We start from the raw sequence: 18252 nt of genomic DNA, 5'->3' as shown, positions 1-18252 counted from the left end.
GCCTCACCTCAAAAACTTTCTGCGGTTGATCTGCCTGCCGACGACGAAAAAGGTGGCGAACGCCGCGGCGACGAGGATGGAAACGACAAGCAGCACGACCATGGCCGATTTGATGCTTTTGTTCACCAGCTTGAGCGAGGTGTCGGCTTCCGGCTGGGCAGGCACAGCCGTCTGGCCGCCGGGGGGACTGTACTCGGCAGGCGGTTTGCCGTCGACCAGCAGCTTCCCTCCGGTCCGCCGGACGTCGCGGTCCCATTGGATCCGGCCGTCTACAAGGGAAGCCTCGGCGAACACGGTGCCGCCGCTGGCCGCTTCTTCCAGCATCGACGACATTGCTGCAGCATCGGCGCCGGCTTCGAGCCCGATGACGCGGGAAGCCGCCGAGGGGAGCTCCCCTTCGGAAGCAGCCGGCTCCAATCCTTCCCGATAAGGAAGATAGATTCCTTTCCAGGCATCCTCTCCGCCGATATCGCGGGAAAACCCTTGCCAAGCCCCATCCTCGACGAACAGGCTGGAGCGTTGCAGAATCGGCTGCCAGGACGGATCGAACAGCAGATCGAGCGGCCCGGACATCCCGGCGATGAGAATTCCTTGCTGCGCGTAGGCATCCCATGCCTGCTTCATAAGCCGTTCGGGCTCCAATGAATCGGTCACTCCCGCGAGCATGGAGCCTTCCACGTAGGACTGCCACTCATCCGGAGGCGACCAGCCCTTGAGCGGGGCGAGCAGCGGTATGCCGCCTCGTTCCAGCAGGCTTCTGACCTCTGCGAAATAAGCTTTTATTCCTTCCGATTCCGTGTTCACGAATACGGGACGAAGCTCCACGAAAAAGGAGATGTTCCTCTCCTGCAGCCATTCCCCTTTGCGCTCCAGCTCGCCCAGATCCAGAAAGGGATTGACATCCTTCAGCATAAAATAAGAAAGGCCTGTCTTCGTCTCCTGCACAGCCGGTTTCGGCTCTCCCGGCTCATCCAGCGTTTCCAGTCCGATTCCTTCTTCCGCGAAACACTTGCGCCAGGCAAAGGCGGCCGCTTCTGCCTGATCGCCGGTCACGTAAGCTTGCGCCAAGCCGGCTCGTTCTCCAGGCATCTCCTGGCCGGCCAGCTGAAGCGCGACGGAGTCATGGGTCGACCTCAGCATCCGGTACTGGGCCATAAGCCTGTCTCTAGGAACATCGTTCCCGTAGAGCAGCATGGCCTTATCCGAACGCTCCGCGACTGAAGGAACGGCATGGCTGCTGCCGTTGCCCGCGATATACAGCGCGGAGGCCGGAGCGGCGATCCATCCGGCGGCTATAAGCCCCGCTGCCATCAAAGCAAGCAGCCGCATCCTACACGTCATATTCCATTTCCTTCTCCGCCAAGCGCCGCAGCATGATGGCATCCTGGTTTTGAGCGGAGTCGTATTCCGCCACCCCTATTCTCAGCTCGAGCCGGACAGAGACGGTTTTGGCCGAGCGCTCCAGCTCGTAGGAGTAGATCGTTTCCTTGATTCTCCGCTTCACGATGTGGGCGCCGTCGGCATTGCCCAGCAGCAGCAGAGCGAATGTCCTTCCGTCTTCCAGCATATAGGCGGAATCCTCCGTTCGGGTGCTGCCGACCAGCTGCTTGCCGATCCAGCGGACGACATCGCCCATCGCTTCGTTCCCGACGATGCTGCGGATATCGTCATAATAATCAAGCCGGACGAGCATGACCGACAAGGGAAGCTTGTAGCGTCTGGAGAGGCCCATATACTGATTCAGGACGGCGTGGAACACTTTGGCGTTGTCCAATCCCGTTCTCTCGTCGATCGTCACGTATTCCGAATAGCGTTCCCGCAGGCGGCCGTTCTCCCGCTGGATGGAACGGATGGACTGTCCCGCGGACGCCGTCATGATCGCGGCAGCCGGCAGCAGCACCAGCCAGTAGTAGACATGGGATTCGATGCCGCTTCCGAGGACGACGGCGCCGTACATCACATAGCTGCCGTAGAAGAAAATGGCGATCGCCGATACGCAGAGAGCGACGACCAGGCTGCTTACATAAGAGACAAGAACGATGGCGAACAGCACGCTCATCAGAATGGCGTTCTCCAGATAGGTTTCCTTTGGCAATAGCGCGAACCAGTTGACGATTCCGTACGCAAGGATGATGAGCGCCATCATCCAGATATCGAGTTTCTTGATTTCCACCGATGCATTCCTGCCTTCCATCGAATAGTCAGCCAAGCGGCCAAGAGGCGGACGACATGAACGAGCATGACGCCGAACATGAGATCGAAACAGACGTTGAACAAAAAGAGATGTTTGGCGAGGTCCGCGTCTCCCGCCCCGAGAAAGGCGATCGCCAGCTGCGACAAGCCGATGACGCCGGGGAGCGCCATGACTTCCAGGCGGAACATGTCCTCATGATGGCGCCGCCGCCATGCGCGGGCGTAATAGAAGGCAAGCCCTCCATAATAAACGCCGTAATAAAGCAGAATGAAGCGGAATCCGTCCGGGAACTTTTTCAGCGAGCTCCAGCCGGAAAAGAAAAAGGTCTTGGCTCCATAAGGCTTGCCGGCGCTCTTCTCGTAGTTGCCCATCGCATCCGGACGGATGGAGTAAGCCTGGGATGCGGCCATGTCCAGCTTCTCGAAAGCCCGGTCCGCATGGCGGAGATAATAACCGATGATCGTTCCGTATCCAAACTTGGAGTAGAACTCTTTTTCCATCAGCGGAGACTCGACCGGCTCCAGCTGATACTTGTCATAGTAGGTCGTCCCTGCAAGAACCGCGAACTTGGGGTCGAGGCCGAGCTCCTTCAGGTCGCGTTCCGGATTCAGGGAGCCCTCCAGTATTCCGCGGGTGACGGCATGATACTGGTTGATATGCTTGATATCGTCCGTCATGAACAGATAGACGCCGACGGACGCGGCCGCGATCGCGGCCGTTCCGGACAGCGCGGCGCGCCTCCATTTGCCCTTGTCCATCCGGAAGGAGAGTCTAAGCCCCATCAAGGCGAGCAGGATTCCAGCCGGAGCGTTCTGCTGCTTCGCCGCGGCGAACAGCACCGCGCATGCTGTCCAAGCGATGAACCACGCCGTCCATCCCGCCTTGCGCTCCGGCAGCCTCATCATCAGCACAAGCGACAGAAGAAGAAAAATATAGGAGGCCGGCTCGCCGTAGAAGGAGTTGAAATAGACCGTATAGCCGGTATCGGATAGAATGAAAACCGCCGCAGCCGCGGCAAATGCCGCCATGCCCGGCTTCAGCCTGCTAGCCGCCTCCTTTACGATCAAGTACACGGCGGCCATAAACAGGACGGAATACAAAGCACCAAGAAAGCGAAGGTCGAATCGGTTGTCTCCCGTAATCGCGAGATCGATTCCGAGCGCCGCCCGGATCATCAGCGACAGCGAGGAAATGAAGCGGGAATTCTGGTCATACGGGTACTCCCGAATGCCGAATTCGCGGTTGAAGTAGCCGAAATGCCGGTCGTCGAAGCTGTCCGTCAAATAATACAGACCCGGATTATGGATCTCCCGGAAGTAATCTCCGTTGTCCGCAATGCCCGCGTAAGGCTTTGTGAAGAGAAGGACGATCAACAGCATCCCGACCGCAGCGGCCGCGGCCGCTGCGGCTCCCGGTTTTGGAAATTTTCTCATGCCTGCCTGCCCACCCTCGCTCTGTTCATGGAGCCATTTCATTACGGTCATGATGAACTTGCCGAAATGCGTCTATCTGTAACACGTTATGTATTGTTACCCGGTTCACTATGAGACTTATCTTATTTCTTTTAATATAATTCGACAATAATCTACATTTTTCTATTTTTGTCCTTCCGGGGACGATTCCCGCACCATGATGCCGTGCAACGCAAAAAGCCCCTATGAAAGGGGCTCTCGTCTAATTCCTCGACATTCTCATCAAGCTCTTTCCGGAATTGCCCTAAGCCAGCACTATTCCAGCTCTTTGAACGCCTCCGTCGTCATCAGCCGCTCGAAAAATGCATTCTTCCCGGCCCGATACTCGTCCATGCCGCAGCCTTCATATCTCCGCTTCAAGGAATCATATTCCTCGAGATAAGACTCGTTCCTGGCCAGAACCTCCCTGAGCTTCCAGAAAAAATCGGTCTCCGAGCCTGCGACGGTGAGCTGGATGCCAAGCGGCGGCACGGCGCCGTCGTCCTTGAACGCCCTGAATTGATCCGTGCTTGAGCTGCCTTCGTTACGCTCGTATAGGGATGAGAGCGTCCGGACTGCTTCCGCGAAGCGGTCAGCCTGCACGCGTACTTGAATGTCCAGGTCGCCTTTGGTCAGTCCCCGGGGAAGGGAAGTGCTGCCTACATGCTGGATATCCGCCTCCGGAAGAACGGCGAGCAGCTTGGCTTTCTCCGCCAGGAACAACGATTCCGCAGCCTCCCTGAAGGCGCTGCTGTCCTGAAACCGGACTTTTTCCATCCTATCGCCCTCTCACGAAACCGCTTTGCGCCGGCAGCTCTTCCTGCCGCAGTGCAGGTAGGTGCCGGTGAAATCCAGCCTGTGGTCGGTCACGGCAAAGCCGTATTCCCTCGCCACTCTGGCTTCAAGCTCAGCCAGCCAGTCGTCCTGGATCTCCTTGACGAGGCCGCATCTGCTGCAGATGAGATGATGATGCATATGTGCCTGGCCCGACGCCCGAAGATCATAGCGGACAACCCCATCGCCGAAATGCATCTTCTCCACGACGGCGAGCTCGCTCAGCAGCTCCAGCGTCCGATAGACCGTCGCGAGGCCGATTTCCGGATGAAGCTTTTTGACTTTCAAATAGATGTCCTCTGCGCTGAGATGGTCGCTCTCGTTCCCGATCAGCACTTCCAGCGTCGCCCGCCTTTGCGGGGTCAGCCTGTACCCTTTTCCGACGACCATGCTGTTGACAGCATCCATGAGTGCAATCGCATGCTGGGACATGAATCTGAACCCCCTTTGTCCTGCGCTATTGTTTAGAATCATTCTTATTTGATTGTACCTCAATCGCCAAAAAAGATCAAAACGCCTCGTTCTAAGACAAGCCGGACAAGAGTACTTCTTGTAATACCCTTCGATGCGAGGTGAGCTTTTATGTCTATACCCGTATTTATATTGACTGGATTTCTGGGCAGCGGCAAGACGACTCTGCTGCTGAACCTGCTCGTTGAGACCGATCGGCGAGGCTTGAAGCCGGGAATTCTGATGAACGAGCTGGGACGCGAGGATGTGGACGGCGCGATCGTGCAGGAGAAGATCAGCCTGCCGGTCCAAAAGCTGCTGGACGGCTGCATCTGCTGCACCAAAAGAAGCGAGGTGGAGGCAAGCCTGAAGCAGCTTGCAGCCGGAGAACCGGATCTGATATTCATGGAATTGACCGGAGTCGCGGACCCTGCCGAGCTTGTCGCCATGTTCTCCCCGTGTAATGATGAGCTGCCTCCCGGACTCGAGCTCGAACGCGTCCTGACTGTCGTAGACGCATCCCGGTTCCAGGAGCACAACAGCCGCTTCTCCGCGGAGAGGCAGCTGGTGCGCCTGCTCCGCAGCCAGGTAAGCGAGGCCGATATCGTGCTGATGAACAAATCCGATCTGGCTCCGGCCGGCGAGCTCGACAAAGTACAGAAATCCCTGCGCAAGCTGAACGGGAAAGCGGCTCTTTTGCCGTCCGTCCGCTGTTCCATGGACGTCGCTTCGCTGCTCCACTCCGTTCATCCTCGTCCTCAGGCGCCGGGTCCCCGGCAGCCGGCTGCCGGGACGGCGATGCAGCCCGCGGGTGCGCTGCATCCTTCCCGCGCAGCGACGCTCACTCCTTTTCGAATGGCGTCCCCCGCCGCTGCCCATCACGGGCATCCCGAAGGGAATCCAGCCGCAGCGATTCGTTCGTTGACCCTTCCAATGCCCGAGAGCATGCAACTGGACGCTGAAGCTGTCGAAACCTTCCTAGCCCGCCATGAAGCCTGTCTTCTCCGCGCCAAAGGGCATCTCGTTGTCGGCGGCCGGATGCTGCTGCTGCAATTCAGCAGCGGGAGAGCGGAGTGGAGCCCGTCCAATTATCCCGGCAAGCCTTATCTGGTGCTGATCGGCACCGATCTTCCCGAACTGAGGCTGGCCGAGGAATGGAAGCTGCTGAAGCCGTCTTGATACGAAGGAAAGGGCTGTCCCAAAAGCCAATGGCTTTGGGGCAGCCCTTTTCTTTATCCGCACTTATAGATTCCTTGGTTCAAACGGTGGAAGCTTCTTCCTTGCAGCCTTGATCAGGATGCTCCCGGCAAACTGTCTTCCAGCCGGCTCCAATCCTCCGCCATTTCCTCATCCGTAAGCAGGCAGCCGTCCAGCGAAGACGCAACCTTATCCGCTTCGAGTCCGATTCCGATGAAGACGACCCGGTTGATCCTGTCTCCGTAGAGCGGATGCCAGTCCTGCTTCAGATCCGGCTGCTCGCTCATGAGCATGTCAAGCTCCTCGTCCGGAAGCGCCGCTGCCCAGTATCCCATTGGCCCGAAGGTGATGGACGGTCCCGCCTGGCTGATGGACTGCGCCGTTTCCATCCGGCTCGCCAGCCACATGAAGCCTTTTGCGCGGACGATCTGCTCCGGCCAATCCGCCATCCATTCCTCCAGCCTGCGCGGATGGAAGGGGCGCGCGCGTTCGTAGACGAAGCTGGAAATGCCGTACTCGTCTGTTTCCGGGACATGGACCGGCTGCTCCAGCTCTCTCAGCCACCCCGCCGACGAGCTCGCCTCCTCGAAATCGAAACGTCCGGTGTTCAACAGCTCCGCAGGCGCGACCTTGCCATGCTCGGCGCGGATCAGCTTCGCCCGGGGCTGGAGACGGCGCAGCGCCGCTTCCAGCTTCGCCAGCTCCTGCTCTGGAACCAGATCGCATTTGTTCAGAATCAGCACATCGCAAAACTCGATCTGGTCGATCAGCAAGTCTGCCACATCCCTGCTGTCGCCGTCGTCGACAGCCTGTTTCCTCGTCAGCAGCGAATCTCCGGAACCGAGATCATGCCAGAACCGGCTCGCATCCACGACCGTCGCCATCGTATCCAGCCGGCAGAAGCGGGACAGATCGATGCCCGATTCCTCGTCGGCATACGAGAACGTCTGGGCTACCGGCACCGGCTCGCCTACCCCGGTCGATTCGATCAGGATATAATCAAAGCGGTTCTCCTGAGCGAGCCGCTCGACTTCCCGCAGCAGATCCTCGCGGAGCGTACAGCAGATGCAGCCGTTCGACATTTCCACGAGCTTTTCATCCACACGGGAAAGCCCTCCTCCATCCCTGATCAGGGTGGCGTCGATATTGACTTCGCTGAGGTCGTTGACGATGACCGCTACCCGCATTCCATCCCGGTTGGCCAGAATATGGTTCAGCAGCGTCGTCTTGCCCGAGCCCAGGTAGCCGCTCAGCACGGTGACCGGCAAGATCCTTCCGGAATTACTCTCCGCTTTTCCTTCAATATTCGCATAGCTGCTGACGTCTTTCGTCTCACGGGGTTCCATAGTCAAAACTTTCCACTCACCTTTTTGTAATTTTTACGATTTAATGGGAAGAATAGAGCCGGACGAATCCGGCAAATGGTTAAATTTACGATTTTCAGCAGAAAGAAAGCAAGAGTCACTCGTTCAAGGCTTTCTTCAATGCAGCCAAGTTCTTCTTCATGATGGAGACATAGTCTTCCTGCGCAGCCGTCTCTTCCTGAGTCAAGCCTTCGAGCGGATTGAGGACATCCGTGCCCGCGCCCGTCTCGGCCGCGATCGTATCGGCGATTTTGGAGTCGGCCAGCTCTTCGAAGAAAATGGTGCGGACGTTGTTGTCCTTGACGAACTTGACGACCTGAGCCATCTGCTCCGGCGAAGGCTCCTGCTCCGGCGACAATCCCGATATCGGAACCTGCTTCAAGCCGTATTCCTTGGCCAGATAAGCGAAGGCCGCATGAGAGGTGATGAAGTCCTTGCGCTTGACATCGGATAGCTGGGATTTGAATTCTCCATCCAAGTCCTGGAGCTTGGAGGCGTAAGCATCCGCGTTCTGCTTGTACTGCTCCGCATGTTCGGGATCGGCCTGGCTGAATGCCGCTTCAATGCTGCGCACTTCCTTCACCGCCAGAGCCGGGCTCAGCCACACATGGGGATCGACTGGATGGCCATGGCTCTCTTCGGCGCTGTCGCCTTCATGATCTTCTCCATGCCCTTCCTCGACGCCTTCCAGCAGCTCGATGCCGCTGCTCGCTTCGACGGCTACCCGCTTGTTGCTTCCGGCGCTCTCCAGCGTGCGCTCGGCCCATTCCTCCACGATGCCATTGTAGACGAATACATCCGCTTCGCTGATCTTGGACATGTCCTTTGCGCTCGGCTCCCAGTCATGGGGCTCCGTGCCGACCGGGACGAGAGCGGTGACATCGACGAGATCCCCGCCGACTTGACGGCTGAATTCCGCCATCGGATAAAAGGTGGCGACGACCTTGAGCTTGCCTTCTGCGCTTTCGGGGGAAGCGGCGTTCCCGTCCGTCTTGGCGCCGCAGCCCGCAAGGACCAGCGTCAGCGCGGCGGCGGCAGCCGTGCTTCGAATCCATCTGCTGTTGTTCATGAGGGTACATTCCTTCTTTCCGCTTGATTAATGGCTATGTGAATCCTCGCTCAGCCTTGGAATGGGGCCGTAGGTATGCATCTCTGTATCGGCAGCCGCCACATGGCTGCTCTTGGAGCGTACGAACCGAATCCCATTTTTGAGTCCGACGCCGATCAGCAGCAGAGCGAGGAGAACCAACGCGATTGTGCCGCCCGGAGGCAGGCTCAGCTGGTAAGAGGCCGTGAGGCCGGTGAACACGCCCGTCAGGCCGATGCCGACAGCGAGCAGAAGCGCGGCGCTGAAGCGGCTGGCGATCCGGATCGCCAGCGATGCCGGCAGGACGATCAGCGAGGAGACGAGCAGCACGCCGACGACCGGCATCGCGGCGGCGACGATCATGCCGGTCAGCACGCTGAACGTCATCGAGATGAGCCCGACGGGAAGGCCGCTGACGCGGGCCGTCTCCTCGTCGAACGTCATCTGGTACAGCGGACGCCGCAGCAGGAAGAAGAACAAGCCACCGATGACCGTCACGGCCGCCATCAGGATGAGCTGGGTCTGATCGACCGCGACGACGGATCCGAACAGATACGACGTGAAGCTTTTGCTGATGCTCTTGTTCAGGCTCATGAGGACGACCGCCGTCGAGAGCCCTCCGACCATGATGATCGCGACCGATATCTCGCTGTACGTCTTGTAGGAACGGCGAACATATTCGACGGCTACCGCTCCGACGATGGCAGTCAGGAAGCCCGACAAGGTCGGGTTCCAATTGAGGTATGCCCCGGCGGCGACCCCGGCCAGAGATACATGGGAAAGCATGTCCGCCATGAGCGCCTGCCGTCTGAGCATGAGGTACACGCCAAGCACGGAAGCGATGATCGCAATCAGCCCGCCGGCACAAAATGCCCGTTGCATAAAGTCGTACTGCAGCATTTCCATCCGCCCTCCCCCTTTCTCTCCAGCTCGATGATCCGGTCCAGGTAAGGGCGGCATTCATCCAGTCCATGCGTCACCATGACGACGGTCATGCCGTGGACTTCGACCATATGGCGCATCAGCTCGTAAAATCCGGCCCGGCTTTCCTGATCCATGCCCGTCGTCGGCTCGTCCATGATGAGCAGATCCGGCCGCTGGGTCAGCGCCCTCGCGATAATGATGCGCTGCTTCTGCCCGCCGGACAGCTCGCCGATGCGGCGGCTGCGCAGCTGCCACATTCCGACCTGGCGAAGCGATTTTTCCGCCGCTGCCCGATCCTTCTCCGTCACCTTGCGGAACCAGGAGCCGCGGCTGTGGACGCCGGAGAGGACGAACTCCTGCACGTTGCTCGGAAAGCCTCCGTTGAAGGCGGCGATCTGCTGCGGCACGTAGCTGACGGTAAGCCTGCGGCCGTCATCCCGTCTCCGCGCCAACTGCACCTTTCCTTTCCACGGCTTCAGCAAGCCGAGCATGAGCTTGAGCAGCGTCGTCTTGGACGCTCCGTTCGGTCCCGTCACGGCGACGAACTCGGCGCTGTGCACCTCGAGGGAGGCGTTATTTAGCGTCGGCACATCGCTGTATCCGAAGTCAACGTCTTTCAAGGATGCCAGAAGCATGGCCATCCCTCCTTCTATCGTAAATATTACATATTCAGTAGATTGATAGTCGCCATTCCCGCCTAGCGGAAGGAATACGCGCTTAATAGTAATCATTACACCTCGACAATTCTATCAGGGTCGGTTCTCAAAGTCAATGACCGAAACGGGCTCCCATCCGAAGACATCGCACGGAAGCGATCTGGAGCCGGATCCGGTAAAATGCCCGGCAGCCACCTGCAAGGCGGCCGTCATACAGCAGCTTCATCGCCGCAAAAAAGAACAAGCCGGCATTCAGCTCCCCGCTTGCTCCTTTTGGCAATGCTCGCAAATGCCGTAGACCTCGAATCGGTGGTTCATGATCTTGAAGTTGCCCGGCAGCCGCATTTCCTGCTCCATCGGACAGTAGTCGAGCGTTAGCGTCTTTTCGCAGTTCGTGCAGATCAGATGATGATGATGGTGATGGAAGCAGGCGGCTTTGAACTTAAGGCCGGCATCCATGGAATAGAACTGTTCGAGCACGCCCATCTCGCTCATGAGCCGCAAATTGCGGTAGACCGTATCGAAGCTTACGCCGGGGTAAGAGACCGCCATTGCCTCGTACACATCCTTGGGAGACAAATAGCCTTCGGTCGCAGAGAAAATATCCGCCAGCTTGCGGCGCTGATCGGTAATTCTCCATCCGCTCCTGGACATCGCATCCAGCATCACTTTGGCTGTTCCGTTCGTCATCGTTCCCGCCATCGCCAGTCTTCCTTTCCGCGTAACAATCATAGGATATCCCAAGTATACCATAGAAATGCCTTTCCTCGAAATGTGTCCAATCCCGGCCTCGCCTGACAGAGGCGCCCCTCGTCCGCGCCAAAAAAACGGGCAGGGAACCTGAAAAGTTCCCTGCCCGCCTGCGGTGCAGCCGTTACAGCTTGCCGTTGCGCCCGGCCAGCTGGATGATCGATACAACCAGCGCCAGCAGCGCAATCAAAGTGTCCGTGCCCATAAGTGCCGCCTCCCGAAGACATGCTTCCGTCGGCCGGCATCCTCTCCCATGAACTAGCGGATCAAGCTTTGGCTCCCCGTACATTCCTATGCGGCAGCGGCCGGCGATATTCCGATTTCCCGCAATAAAAACCATTCCCACATCCTGGAATGCCGACGTATAATAAAGGATACAGCGCGCTTTCCGGCCGCCTGATCCAGCTCATCAACAAGGGGATACAGCCACCATGAATGTGTATCTGCTGCTGCTCGCTCTCATCATTTATGCCGTCGCCTATTTCACCGGCGTCAGACGCAGCCCATGGCTGCTCGCCGCATTCGCACCCGGCCGCATCCGGGACCGCGACAAGCTGTACCGGACGATCGCCATGTACAATCTCATCGCCAGCGTCGTCGTCTTTTTTGTCGGCGTTATCAACCTTCCCGAATTGTCCTACCTCCTCGTCTGCATCGGGGCCGGTTATGTCATTCTGCTGCTGTACTGCAACCGCAAGATGTAAGGGATAATCAAGAAAGAATATAAAAAGCCCGGAGATGCCATGGCATCTCCGGGCTTGTCTATTTCCGGGACGATATCAGCCTTCGAGAAGAAGGGATTCCGGATCTTCCAGCAGTTCCTTGACGGTCACGAGGAAGCGGACCGCTTCGGCGCCGTCCACGATGCGGTGGTCGTAGGACAGGGCGATGTACATCATCGGACGGTTCTCCATGCGCACGTCGTCGATGGCTACAGGACGGATCTGGATCTTGTGCATGCCCAGGATGCCGACCTGCGGAGCGTTCAGGATCGGGGTCGACAGCAGGGAGCCGAAGACGCCGCCGTTCGTGATCGTGAACGTGCCTCCTTGAAGATCGGAGAGCGCCAGCGTATTTTTGCGGGCTTTGCCTGCAAGCTCGGAGATCGATTTCTCGATGCCGGCGAAGCCGAGGCGGTCGGCGTCGCGCACGACCGGAACGACGAGGCCGTCCGGAGCGGCGACGGCGATGCCGATATCATAGTATTTCTTGAGGATCAGATCGTCGCCGTCGATTTCCGCGTTGAGCAGCGGGTATTTCTTCAGCGCGCCGACGACAGCCTTCGTGAAGAAGGACATGAAGCCGAGGCCGACTTCGTTCTTCTCCTTGAAAGCGTCCTTGCGGCGCTTGCGCACGTCGAGGATCGCCGTCATGTCGACTTCGTTGAACGTCGTCAGCATGGCAGCCGTGTGCTGGGCTTCCACCAGGCGCTTTGCGATCGTCTGGCGGCGGCGGGACATTTTCGTACGCTCGACCGGCTTGCCCGGCTGTTCCGTGAAGCTAGGCTTCGCCGGAGCGGCTGGAGCTTTGGCTGGCGCGGCGGCAGGAGCAGCAGGAGCGGAACCGTGGTTCGCCACGTCCTGGTTGTAGATGCGGCCGTTGGGATCCGTACCTTTGACTTGGTTCAGATCGATGCCGCGCTCGCGGGCAAGCTTGCGCGCGGACGGCGAGGCGATGGCGGAGCCTTCGCTGCTCGCGTTCGCAGGCACCGGCGCCGGTGCGGCAGCGGCTGCCGGAGCGGAAGCTGGCGCGACCTGAGCTTCCGTTTGGACCGGCTGCGCAGGAGCGGCGGCCGGAGCGGATGCGGCTGCGCCGCCCTCTCCGATGACGCCGATCGTCTCGCCGACGAGGACGGTGTCGCCCTCGCCTTTGACGATGCTGTTCAGCACGCCGCTGGAATCGGCGCTGATTTCCAGGTTGACTTTATCGGTTTCAAGCTCCAGAAGAAGGTCGCCCTGGGCTACGGCTTCCCCTTCTTTCTTGAGCCATTTGGTGATCGTTGCTTCCGAGATGGATTCGCCTAAGTCAGGCACTTTGATATCAGACACTTGCTTCTACCTCCCAAGTAAAATCGTGTTCAACGCTTTTTGCTGCAGCGAGAGCGAGATGATGGATTGTTGTTCGGCGGCGTGAACGTCTTGGTGGCCGCTTGCCGGGCTCGAACGGTCCGGGCGTCCGATATAGTGGACAGCTTTGTCGCCCGCCACTTCGCGGATGCGGGATTCCATGAAGGTCCAGGCGCCCATGTTTTTCGGCTCTTCCTGTACCCATACGATTTCTTCCAGCTTGCCGTAACGGGCGATGATCTCGGCGATTTCCTTTTGCGGGAACGGATACAGCTGCTCCACGCGCACGATATGCAGCCAGCTCATATCCTGATCGCCGGCGGATTCCAGAGCTTCCTCGAGATCGACGGCGACCTTGCCCGAGCACAGGATCAGGCGGCGGACCGCAGCCGGCTTCGCGCCAAGGCCATTCTGCTCCAGAACGAGCTTGAAGCTGCCATTCGCAAGATCCTCGCCCGGCGACAGGACGCGCGGGTTGCGGATCAGGCTTTTCGGCGACATCATGACGAGCGGACGCGCTCCCTCATGCTCGGTCCAGGCAGCCTGGCGGCGGAGCAGATGGAAGTACTGGGCCGCCGTGGACAGGTTCGCCACCGTCCAGTTGTTCTCTGCGCACAGCTGCAGATAACGTTCGAGGCGGGCGCTGGAATGCTCCGGACCTTGGCCTTCGTAGCCGTGAGGCAGCAGCATGACGAGGCTGGAGCGCTGCTTCCATTTCGTGCGGCCCGCCGAGATGAACTGGTCGAAGATGACTTGCGCGGAGTTCGCGAAGTCGCCGTATTGGGCTTCCCAGATCGTGAACGTCTCTGGCGAGAATACGTTGTAGCCGTACTCGAAGCCGAGCACCGCGCCTTCGGTCAGCGGACTGTTGTGGATCGCGAACGATGCCTTCGCCTGCGGGAAGCGGTGCATCGGAGAGAACTTCTCGCCCGTCTTATGGTCGTTGAGCACGATATGGCGATGCGAGAACGTCGCGCGCTCGACATCCTGGCCGCTCATGCGGATCGGCTTGCCGTCGGCAAGGATCGTCGCGAACGCCAGCGTCTCGGCGAGCGCCCAGTCGACCTTTTCGCCTTGGTCGAGCATGGAGCCGCGGCGCTGCAAGATGCGCTGCAGCTTCGGATAGACGGTGAAGCCTTCCGGATATTTAAGCAGCTCGGCGTTGATCTCGCGCAGCTTGTCGAGCGGAACAGCCGTCTCGGTATTTTCCGGAGCAACCGGAATCGGACCCGTGTCGGCATGCTTGCCGTTGGCCGCATTTTCCTTCATGACGTCGTAGGCGTCTTGAAGCTCCTGCAGCGTATTCTGGATCAGCTTGTCGATCTCGTCCCCGGAGAGGGCTCCCTCCGCCTTGAGACGCTCGGCGTACAGGTTCGCAACCGTCAAGTGCTTGCGCACCTTCTCGTACACGAGCGGCTGGGTGCCTTCCGGATCGTCCATTTCGTTGTGGCCGTAGCGGCGGTAGCCGACAAGATCGATCAGGAAGTCCTTCTTGAACTTGTTGCGGTACTCGCAAGCAAGGCGCACGGCCGCGATGCAAGCCTCCGGATCGTCCGCGTTGACATGCACGATCGGAATTTCGTAGCCTTTGGCAAGGTCGCTCGCATAATGCGTGGAGCGGGAATCCTTGCTGTCGGTCGTGAAGCCGATGCGGTTGTTCGCGATGATATGGATGGATCCGCCATTTCGGTAGCCGTCGAGACCGGTGAAGTTAAGCGTTTCCGCAACGATGCCTTCTCCCGGGAACGCGGCGTCGCCATGGACTTGGATCGCGATGGACTTGTCGAGCTCCTGCACCGGGTAGCCCGCTTTGCTGCGGTCTTCCTGAGCGGCGCGGGAGAAGCCCTCGACGACGGAGTTGACGTACTCCAGATGGCTCGGATTGTTGGCCAGCAGGATGCGGGCGCCGGTCTCGATGGAGCGGTCCGCGCCCAGATGGTACTTCACGTCGCCGGCCCAGCCGGAATTGATTCCCATGGAGCCTTCGGAAGGAACGAGCTCCTTGTTCGGCGCATGATGGAATTCCGAGAAGATCTTCGCGTACGGCTTGCGCAGGACATGGGCAAGCACGTTCAGGCGGCCGCGGTGCGCCATGCCCATCAGGACATGCTCGGCTCCGTTCTGAACGGATTGGCGGACGATCTCGTCGATGACCGGAATGAGCATGTCGACGCCTTCGACGGAGAACCTTTTTTGGCCGACGAACGTGCGGTGCAAGTACGCTTCGAATTGTTCCACATGAATAAGCAGGTCAAGGAGAGCTTTCCGCTCTTCCGGGTTCAGGGAGGAGTTGGCAATGCCGGATTCAGCCTTGGCGCTGAGCCAGTCCCGTTCCGTCTCGGTATGGACATGGCTGAATTCGAATCCGATGGATTGGGTGTAAGACTTGCGAAGCTGCTGGATCGCTTGCCAGCCGTTCGTGACGCTGGCTGGAGCATGATCCCAGAGGATGGAAGCCGGGAACCGGCTGAGGTCCGACTCGGTGAGATCGAAAGTCGCGGGCTCGACAAGACGCGTATCCGAGGAAGCGCGGAGTCCGAGCGGATCGGTGTTTGCGGCCAGATGGCCGTAGGTACGGATGTTGCCTACCAGTTTTTCCGCGGCCGCAAGCTTTTTCAGAAGCGAGACGTCGACGGAAACCTGGCCGGACGGAGCAGCACTTTGAACCGCTGCAGGAGCAAAGTCAGCCGGCGGTTCGCCCAGCTCCGCGAACAGGTCGCGGAAAGAGGGATCGACGGATTCGGGATCGCTGCTGTAGCGCTCGTACTGTTCCTGGACGTAGCCCAGGTTGGGTCCGAAGTAATCATTCCATTGCCGTTTAGTGTTTGATTCGTCGGTCATTTGCCAACTACCTCCGTTAAGTAAAAAAGGTTGGTACGGATGATAACAATGAAGCCGCCTCGCAAGCATCAGCCCGGCAAAAAGCCGCCGGCTTGGTAACCGGCGGCCTGACAATGGCAGGTTGAAAGTCAAGGAGGCCCGGGAAAGATCCCGGCTCCTTGGAGTCATTGAACAGGATCGGCTTCGTTTGTGCTTCTATTATAAAGAAAACGCGGCGCTTATTCAATGTTTGTCGACAACCTTTCGTAAAATGCGACGAACGCAGCTGCAAAGGCTTCCATGCACGGCATGTCAGCCCTCGAAGAATCCGCTGCGGAAGCTGACGAGCTTCGGCTCTGTCATCTCCTCCATGGCGTACCGGACGCCTTCCCGGCCGCTGCCGCTGTCCTTGACCCCTCCGTAAGGCATATGGTCCAGGCGGAAGGTCGGGACGTCGTTGATCATGACGCCGCCGCAATGCAGACGGTCGGCGGCTTGCAGGGCATTCTCCATGTTTTTCGTGAATACGCCTGCCTGCAGTCCGAACTTGGACCGGTTGGCCGCCGCGATGGCTTCCTCCCAGCTGCCGAAAGGCGCCACCACCGCAACGGGACCGAATGCCTCCTCGCAGCTGAGCTCCGCGTTCTCCGGCACATCGGTGAGCACGGCGGGCATCATCAGCGAGCCGTCGAAGCTCCCGCCGCAGCGCACGCGGGCTCCTCCTTCCTTGGCCCGCTGGAGCCAAGACTTGAGTCGGTCCGCGGCTCGCTCATTGATGAGCGGGGTGATATCCGTCCGCTCGTCGAGCGGATCTCCTGCGGTCAGCTTCCGCGCGCGCTCCGCGAGCAGCTCCGTGAAGACTTCAAAATGCTCTTCATGCACGAGCACCCTCTGCACCGATATGCACACCTGTCCATTGTAGGCGAAAGCTCCTGCAGCCGCTTCATCGGCGATGCGCGCAAGTTCCTCCGGGGAAAAGCCGCGGTCGACCAGCAGCGGGGAATTGCTGCCAAGCTCCAGCGTGACCTTGCGCAGACCCGCCTGCGCCCGGATCTGCTTGCCCACCTCCGGACTTCCGGTGAAGGTGACGAAGGCGATATCGGGATGCGAGGAGAGCGTCTCCCCGAGCTCCTTGCCGCTGCCCGGGATGATGTTCAGCACGCCGTCCGGCAGGCCGGCTTCCTCGAACAGCTCAGCCAGGAACAGCGCCGACAGAGGCGTCTGCTCGGCGGGCTTGAGCACGATCGCGTTGCCCGCCGCGATGGCCGGACCGACCTTGTGGGCGACGAGGTTGAACGGGAAGTTGAACGGAGTAATCGCGCTTACGACGCCGACAGGCTCCCGCCCCAGCATCGCCCTTCGTCCTTCGCCGCGGGGAGCCGCGTCCATCGGAATCGTCTCTCCTCTCAGGTTTCTCGCCGCCTCCGCGGCAAACAGATAGGTCTGCACCGTACGCGCGATCTCGGCCCGGGCAGCCTTGATCGGCTTGCCCGCTTCCAAGGCGACGATCTCGGCCGCCTCGGCGCTGCGGCGCTCCAGCAGATCGGCAGCCTGATACAGGATCGAGCTTCTGCGATGGGCTGGCTCGGCACGGAAATCGCGGAAAGCGTCTCTTGCGGCGATGACGGCTTGCGCGGCCTGCTCCTTCGAAGCATAGCCGATTTCCGCCAGGCGCTCTCCCCCATACGGCGCATGAAGCGGCTCGGTGCGGCTTCCTTCCACCCATTTTCCGCCTATCCACAGCTTCGTTGTTTGAATCAATCATTCCCTCTCCTTTCGAAGTGACCCGCATGTTCCGGGCTTTAAATTCGTGTTTGCGATTCGCGTTATCATACAGGATCTCCGTGCGTACGCTTGACAATGATACATATTGTATCATAAAGTTTGATTGAGGCCGTGCCACTGCATGCCCGCAATCTTCAACCGGCACTGCCGCTTAGAATGAAGTAAGGAGCAGCCCGACATGACCCTGACGATGGGAGATCGATTGCGTGAACTCCGGCTTAACAAGAACATGTCCCAGGAGGAAGTCTCGAAAAAGATCGGCATTACCCGCTCCGCCTACAGTCATTATGAAATCAATAACCGCCAGCCCGTCTATGAAACCCTGATCAAGCTTGCCACGTTTTTTGAAGTCTCCCTGGATTATATGATCGGCGGAGAGCAAAATCAAAGCGAAGCCCAGGTCGCTCCGGAAACGTTCGAAATTCTGAGAATTCTGAGCGGAATGGATGCCGAGAAGCGTCAGCGTTCCATAGACCGGATGATGGATGTGCTCAAGCAAGCCGAATAAGCGCCTGCCTTCATGCCGCGGAAGGGGCAGGCGCTTCGGCGCTTCCCTGATCGGCTTCGATACCGGGTCTATTTTTTTCCTTCGTTTTCCGCGACTCTCCTTATTCTTTTCAACTTTCTCGGATTGTCCTCCCTCCTTGCCGCTTTCATTGCTTCCCCAACGGCCA

Annotated in this window: 17 protein-coding genes; 3 read left to right on the top strand and 14 right to left on the bottom strand. The window is 59.0% G+C overall.

The features are described 5' to 3' along the window. Positions 1–3 precede the first annotated feature (3 nt). From AC06G8_RS10370 to AC06G8_RS10350, 5 genes are all read right to left on the bottom strand, one after another. Positions 4–1341: a hypothetical protein gene (locus tag AC06G8_RS10370; RefSeq protein WP_480285221.1), complete on the bottom strand. Its 1338-nt coding sequence runs from the start codon at positions 1339–1341 to the stop codon at positions 4–6. Then, the gene (locus tag AC06G8_RS10365) at positions 1331–2173 is read right to left on the bottom strand and encodes a GGDEF domain-containing protein (RefSeq protein ID WP_480285220.1); all 843 of its coding nucleotides are present in this window, start codon (positions 2171–2173) and stop codon (positions 1331–1333) included. Before AC06G8_RS10365 ends, AC06G8_RS10370 begins: the two co-directional genes overlap by 11 nt. Continuing rightward, a complete protein-coding gene (wsfD, locus tag AC06G8_RS10360; protein ID WP_480285219.1) occupies positions 2143–3627 on the bottom strand; it encodes a glycan biosynthesis hexose transferase WsfD in 1485 nt (494 codons plus the stop codon). Before wsfD ends, AC06G8_RS10365 begins: the two co-directional genes overlap by 31 nt. 294 nt (positions 3628–3921) lie before the next feature. Beyond that, entirely contained in the window at positions 3922–4422 is a 501-nt protein-coding gene (locus AC06G8_RS10355) for a GrpB family protein (RefSeq protein ID WP_480285218.1), read from the bottom strand. 12 nt (positions 4423–4434) lie between these two features. Continuing rightward, on the bottom strand, positions 4435–4911 hold the full coding sequence (locus AC06G8_RS10350; protein WP_447665255.1) for a Fur family transcriptional regulator: 477 nt from the start codon (positions 4909–4911) through the stop codon (positions 4435–4437). Positions 4912–5061: 150 nt separating this feature from the next. On the opposite strand from AC06G8_RS10350, the gene AC06G8_RS10345 reads away from it, so the two are divergent. Continuing rightward, a complete protein-coding gene (locus AC06G8_RS10345; protein ID WP_480285217.1) occupies positions 5062–6108 on the top strand; it encodes a CobW family GTP-binding protein in 1047 nt (348 codons plus the stop codon). Positions 6109–6221: 113 nt separating this feature from the next. Here AC06G8_RS10345 and AC06G8_RS10340 read toward each other — a convergent pair whose 3' ends face one another. The 6 genes from AC06G8_RS10340 to AC06G8_RS10315 form a co-directional block, all read right to left on the bottom strand. Further along, positions 6222–7472: a GTP-binding protein gene (locus AC06G8_RS10340; protein ID WP_480285216.1), complete on the bottom strand. Its 1251-nt coding sequence runs from the start codon at positions 7470–7472 to the stop codon at positions 6222–6224. A 115-nt stretch (positions 7473–7587) separates the two neighbouring features. Continuing rightward, complete coding sequence (locus tag AC06G8_RS10335; protein WP_447665257.1) at positions 7588–8559, bottom strand: metal ABC transporter substrate-binding protein; 972 nt, start codon at positions 8557–8559, stop codon at positions 7588–7590. Positions 8560–8586: 27 nt separating this feature from the next. Beyond that, positions 8587–9483 (bottom strand): metal ABC transporter permease, encoded by an 897-nt coding sequence (locus tag AC06G8_RS10330; RefSeq protein WP_447665258.1) that lies wholly within the window; start codon positions 9481–9483, stop codon positions 8587–8589. Next, a complete protein-coding gene (locus AC06G8_RS10325; protein WP_447665259.1) occupies positions 9429–10136 on the bottom strand; it encodes a metal ABC transporter ATP-binding protein in 708 nt (235 codons plus the stop codon). The genes AC06G8_RS10330 and AC06G8_RS10325 overlap by 55 nt, the downstream gene beginning before the upstream one ends. Before the next feature lie 273 nt (positions 10137–10409). Next, positions 10410–10859, bottom strand: coding sequence for a Fur family transcriptional regulator (locus tag AC06G8_RS10320; protein ID WP_447665260.1), 450 nt, complete (start codon positions 10857–10859; stop codon positions 10410–10412). Between the two features lie 172 nt (positions 10860–11031). Beyond that, positions 11032–11247 carry a hypothetical protein gene (locus tag AC06G8_RS10315; RefSeq protein WP_480285215.1) on the bottom strand — a complete coding sequence of 72 codons (216 nt, stop codon included), beginning with the start codon at positions 11245–11247 and terminating at the stop codon, positions 11032–11034. Positions 11248–11338: 91 nt separating this feature from the next. Here AC06G8_RS10315 and AC06G8_RS10310 point away from each other — a divergent pair, with 91 nt between their 5' ends. Further along, positions 11339–11611, top strand: a complete 273-nt coding sequence (locus AC06G8_RS10310; protein WP_447665262.1) for a DUF3784 domain-containing protein — start codon at positions 11339–11341, stop codon at positions 11609–11611. Positions 11612–11686: 75 nt separating this feature from the next. On the opposite strand, the gene odhB is transcribed toward AC06G8_RS10310, so the two are convergent. The 3 genes from odhB to AC06G8_RS10295 all read right to left on the bottom strand — a co-directional run bounded on the left by odhB (position 11687) and on the right by AC06G8_RS10295 (position 17554). Further along, complete coding sequence (gene odhB, locus AC06G8_RS10305) at positions 11687–12955, bottom strand: 2-oxoglutarate dehydrogenase complex dihydrolipoyllysine-residue succinyltransferase (RefSeq protein ID WP_480285214.1); 1269 nt, start codon at positions 12953–12955, stop codon at positions 11687–11689. A 6-nt stretch (positions 12956–12961) separates the two neighbouring features. Further along, positions 12962–15814 carry a 2-oxoglutarate dehydrogenase E1 component gene (locus AC06G8_RS10300; protein ID WP_447665264.1) on the bottom strand — a complete coding sequence of 951 codons (2853 nt, stop codon included), beginning with the start codon at positions 15812–15814 and terminating at the stop codon, positions 12962–12964. 291 nt (positions 15815–16105) lie between these two features. Further along, the gene (locus AC06G8_RS10295) at positions 16106–17554 is read right to left on the bottom strand and encodes an aldehyde dehydrogenase family protein (protein WP_480285213.1); all 1449 of its coding nucleotides are present in this window, start codon (positions 17552–17554) and stop codon (positions 16106–16108) included. A 202-nt stretch (positions 17555–17756) separates the two neighbouring features. Between AC06G8_RS10295 and AC06G8_RS10290 the strand changes: the two genes are divergently transcribed. Continuing rightward, positions 17757–18086, top strand: a complete 330-nt coding sequence (locus AC06G8_RS10290; protein WP_447665266.1) for a helix-turn-helix domain-containing protein — start codon at positions 17757–17759, stop codon at positions 18084–18086. Positions 18087–18252 lie beyond the last annotated feature (166 nt).

The sequence above is a fragment of the Paenibacillus sp. SJS-P3 genome, assembly GCF_056711585.1.
Note: the sequence above shows the minus strand (reverse complement) of the source record. Positions and strands in the feature narration are given on the sequence as shown.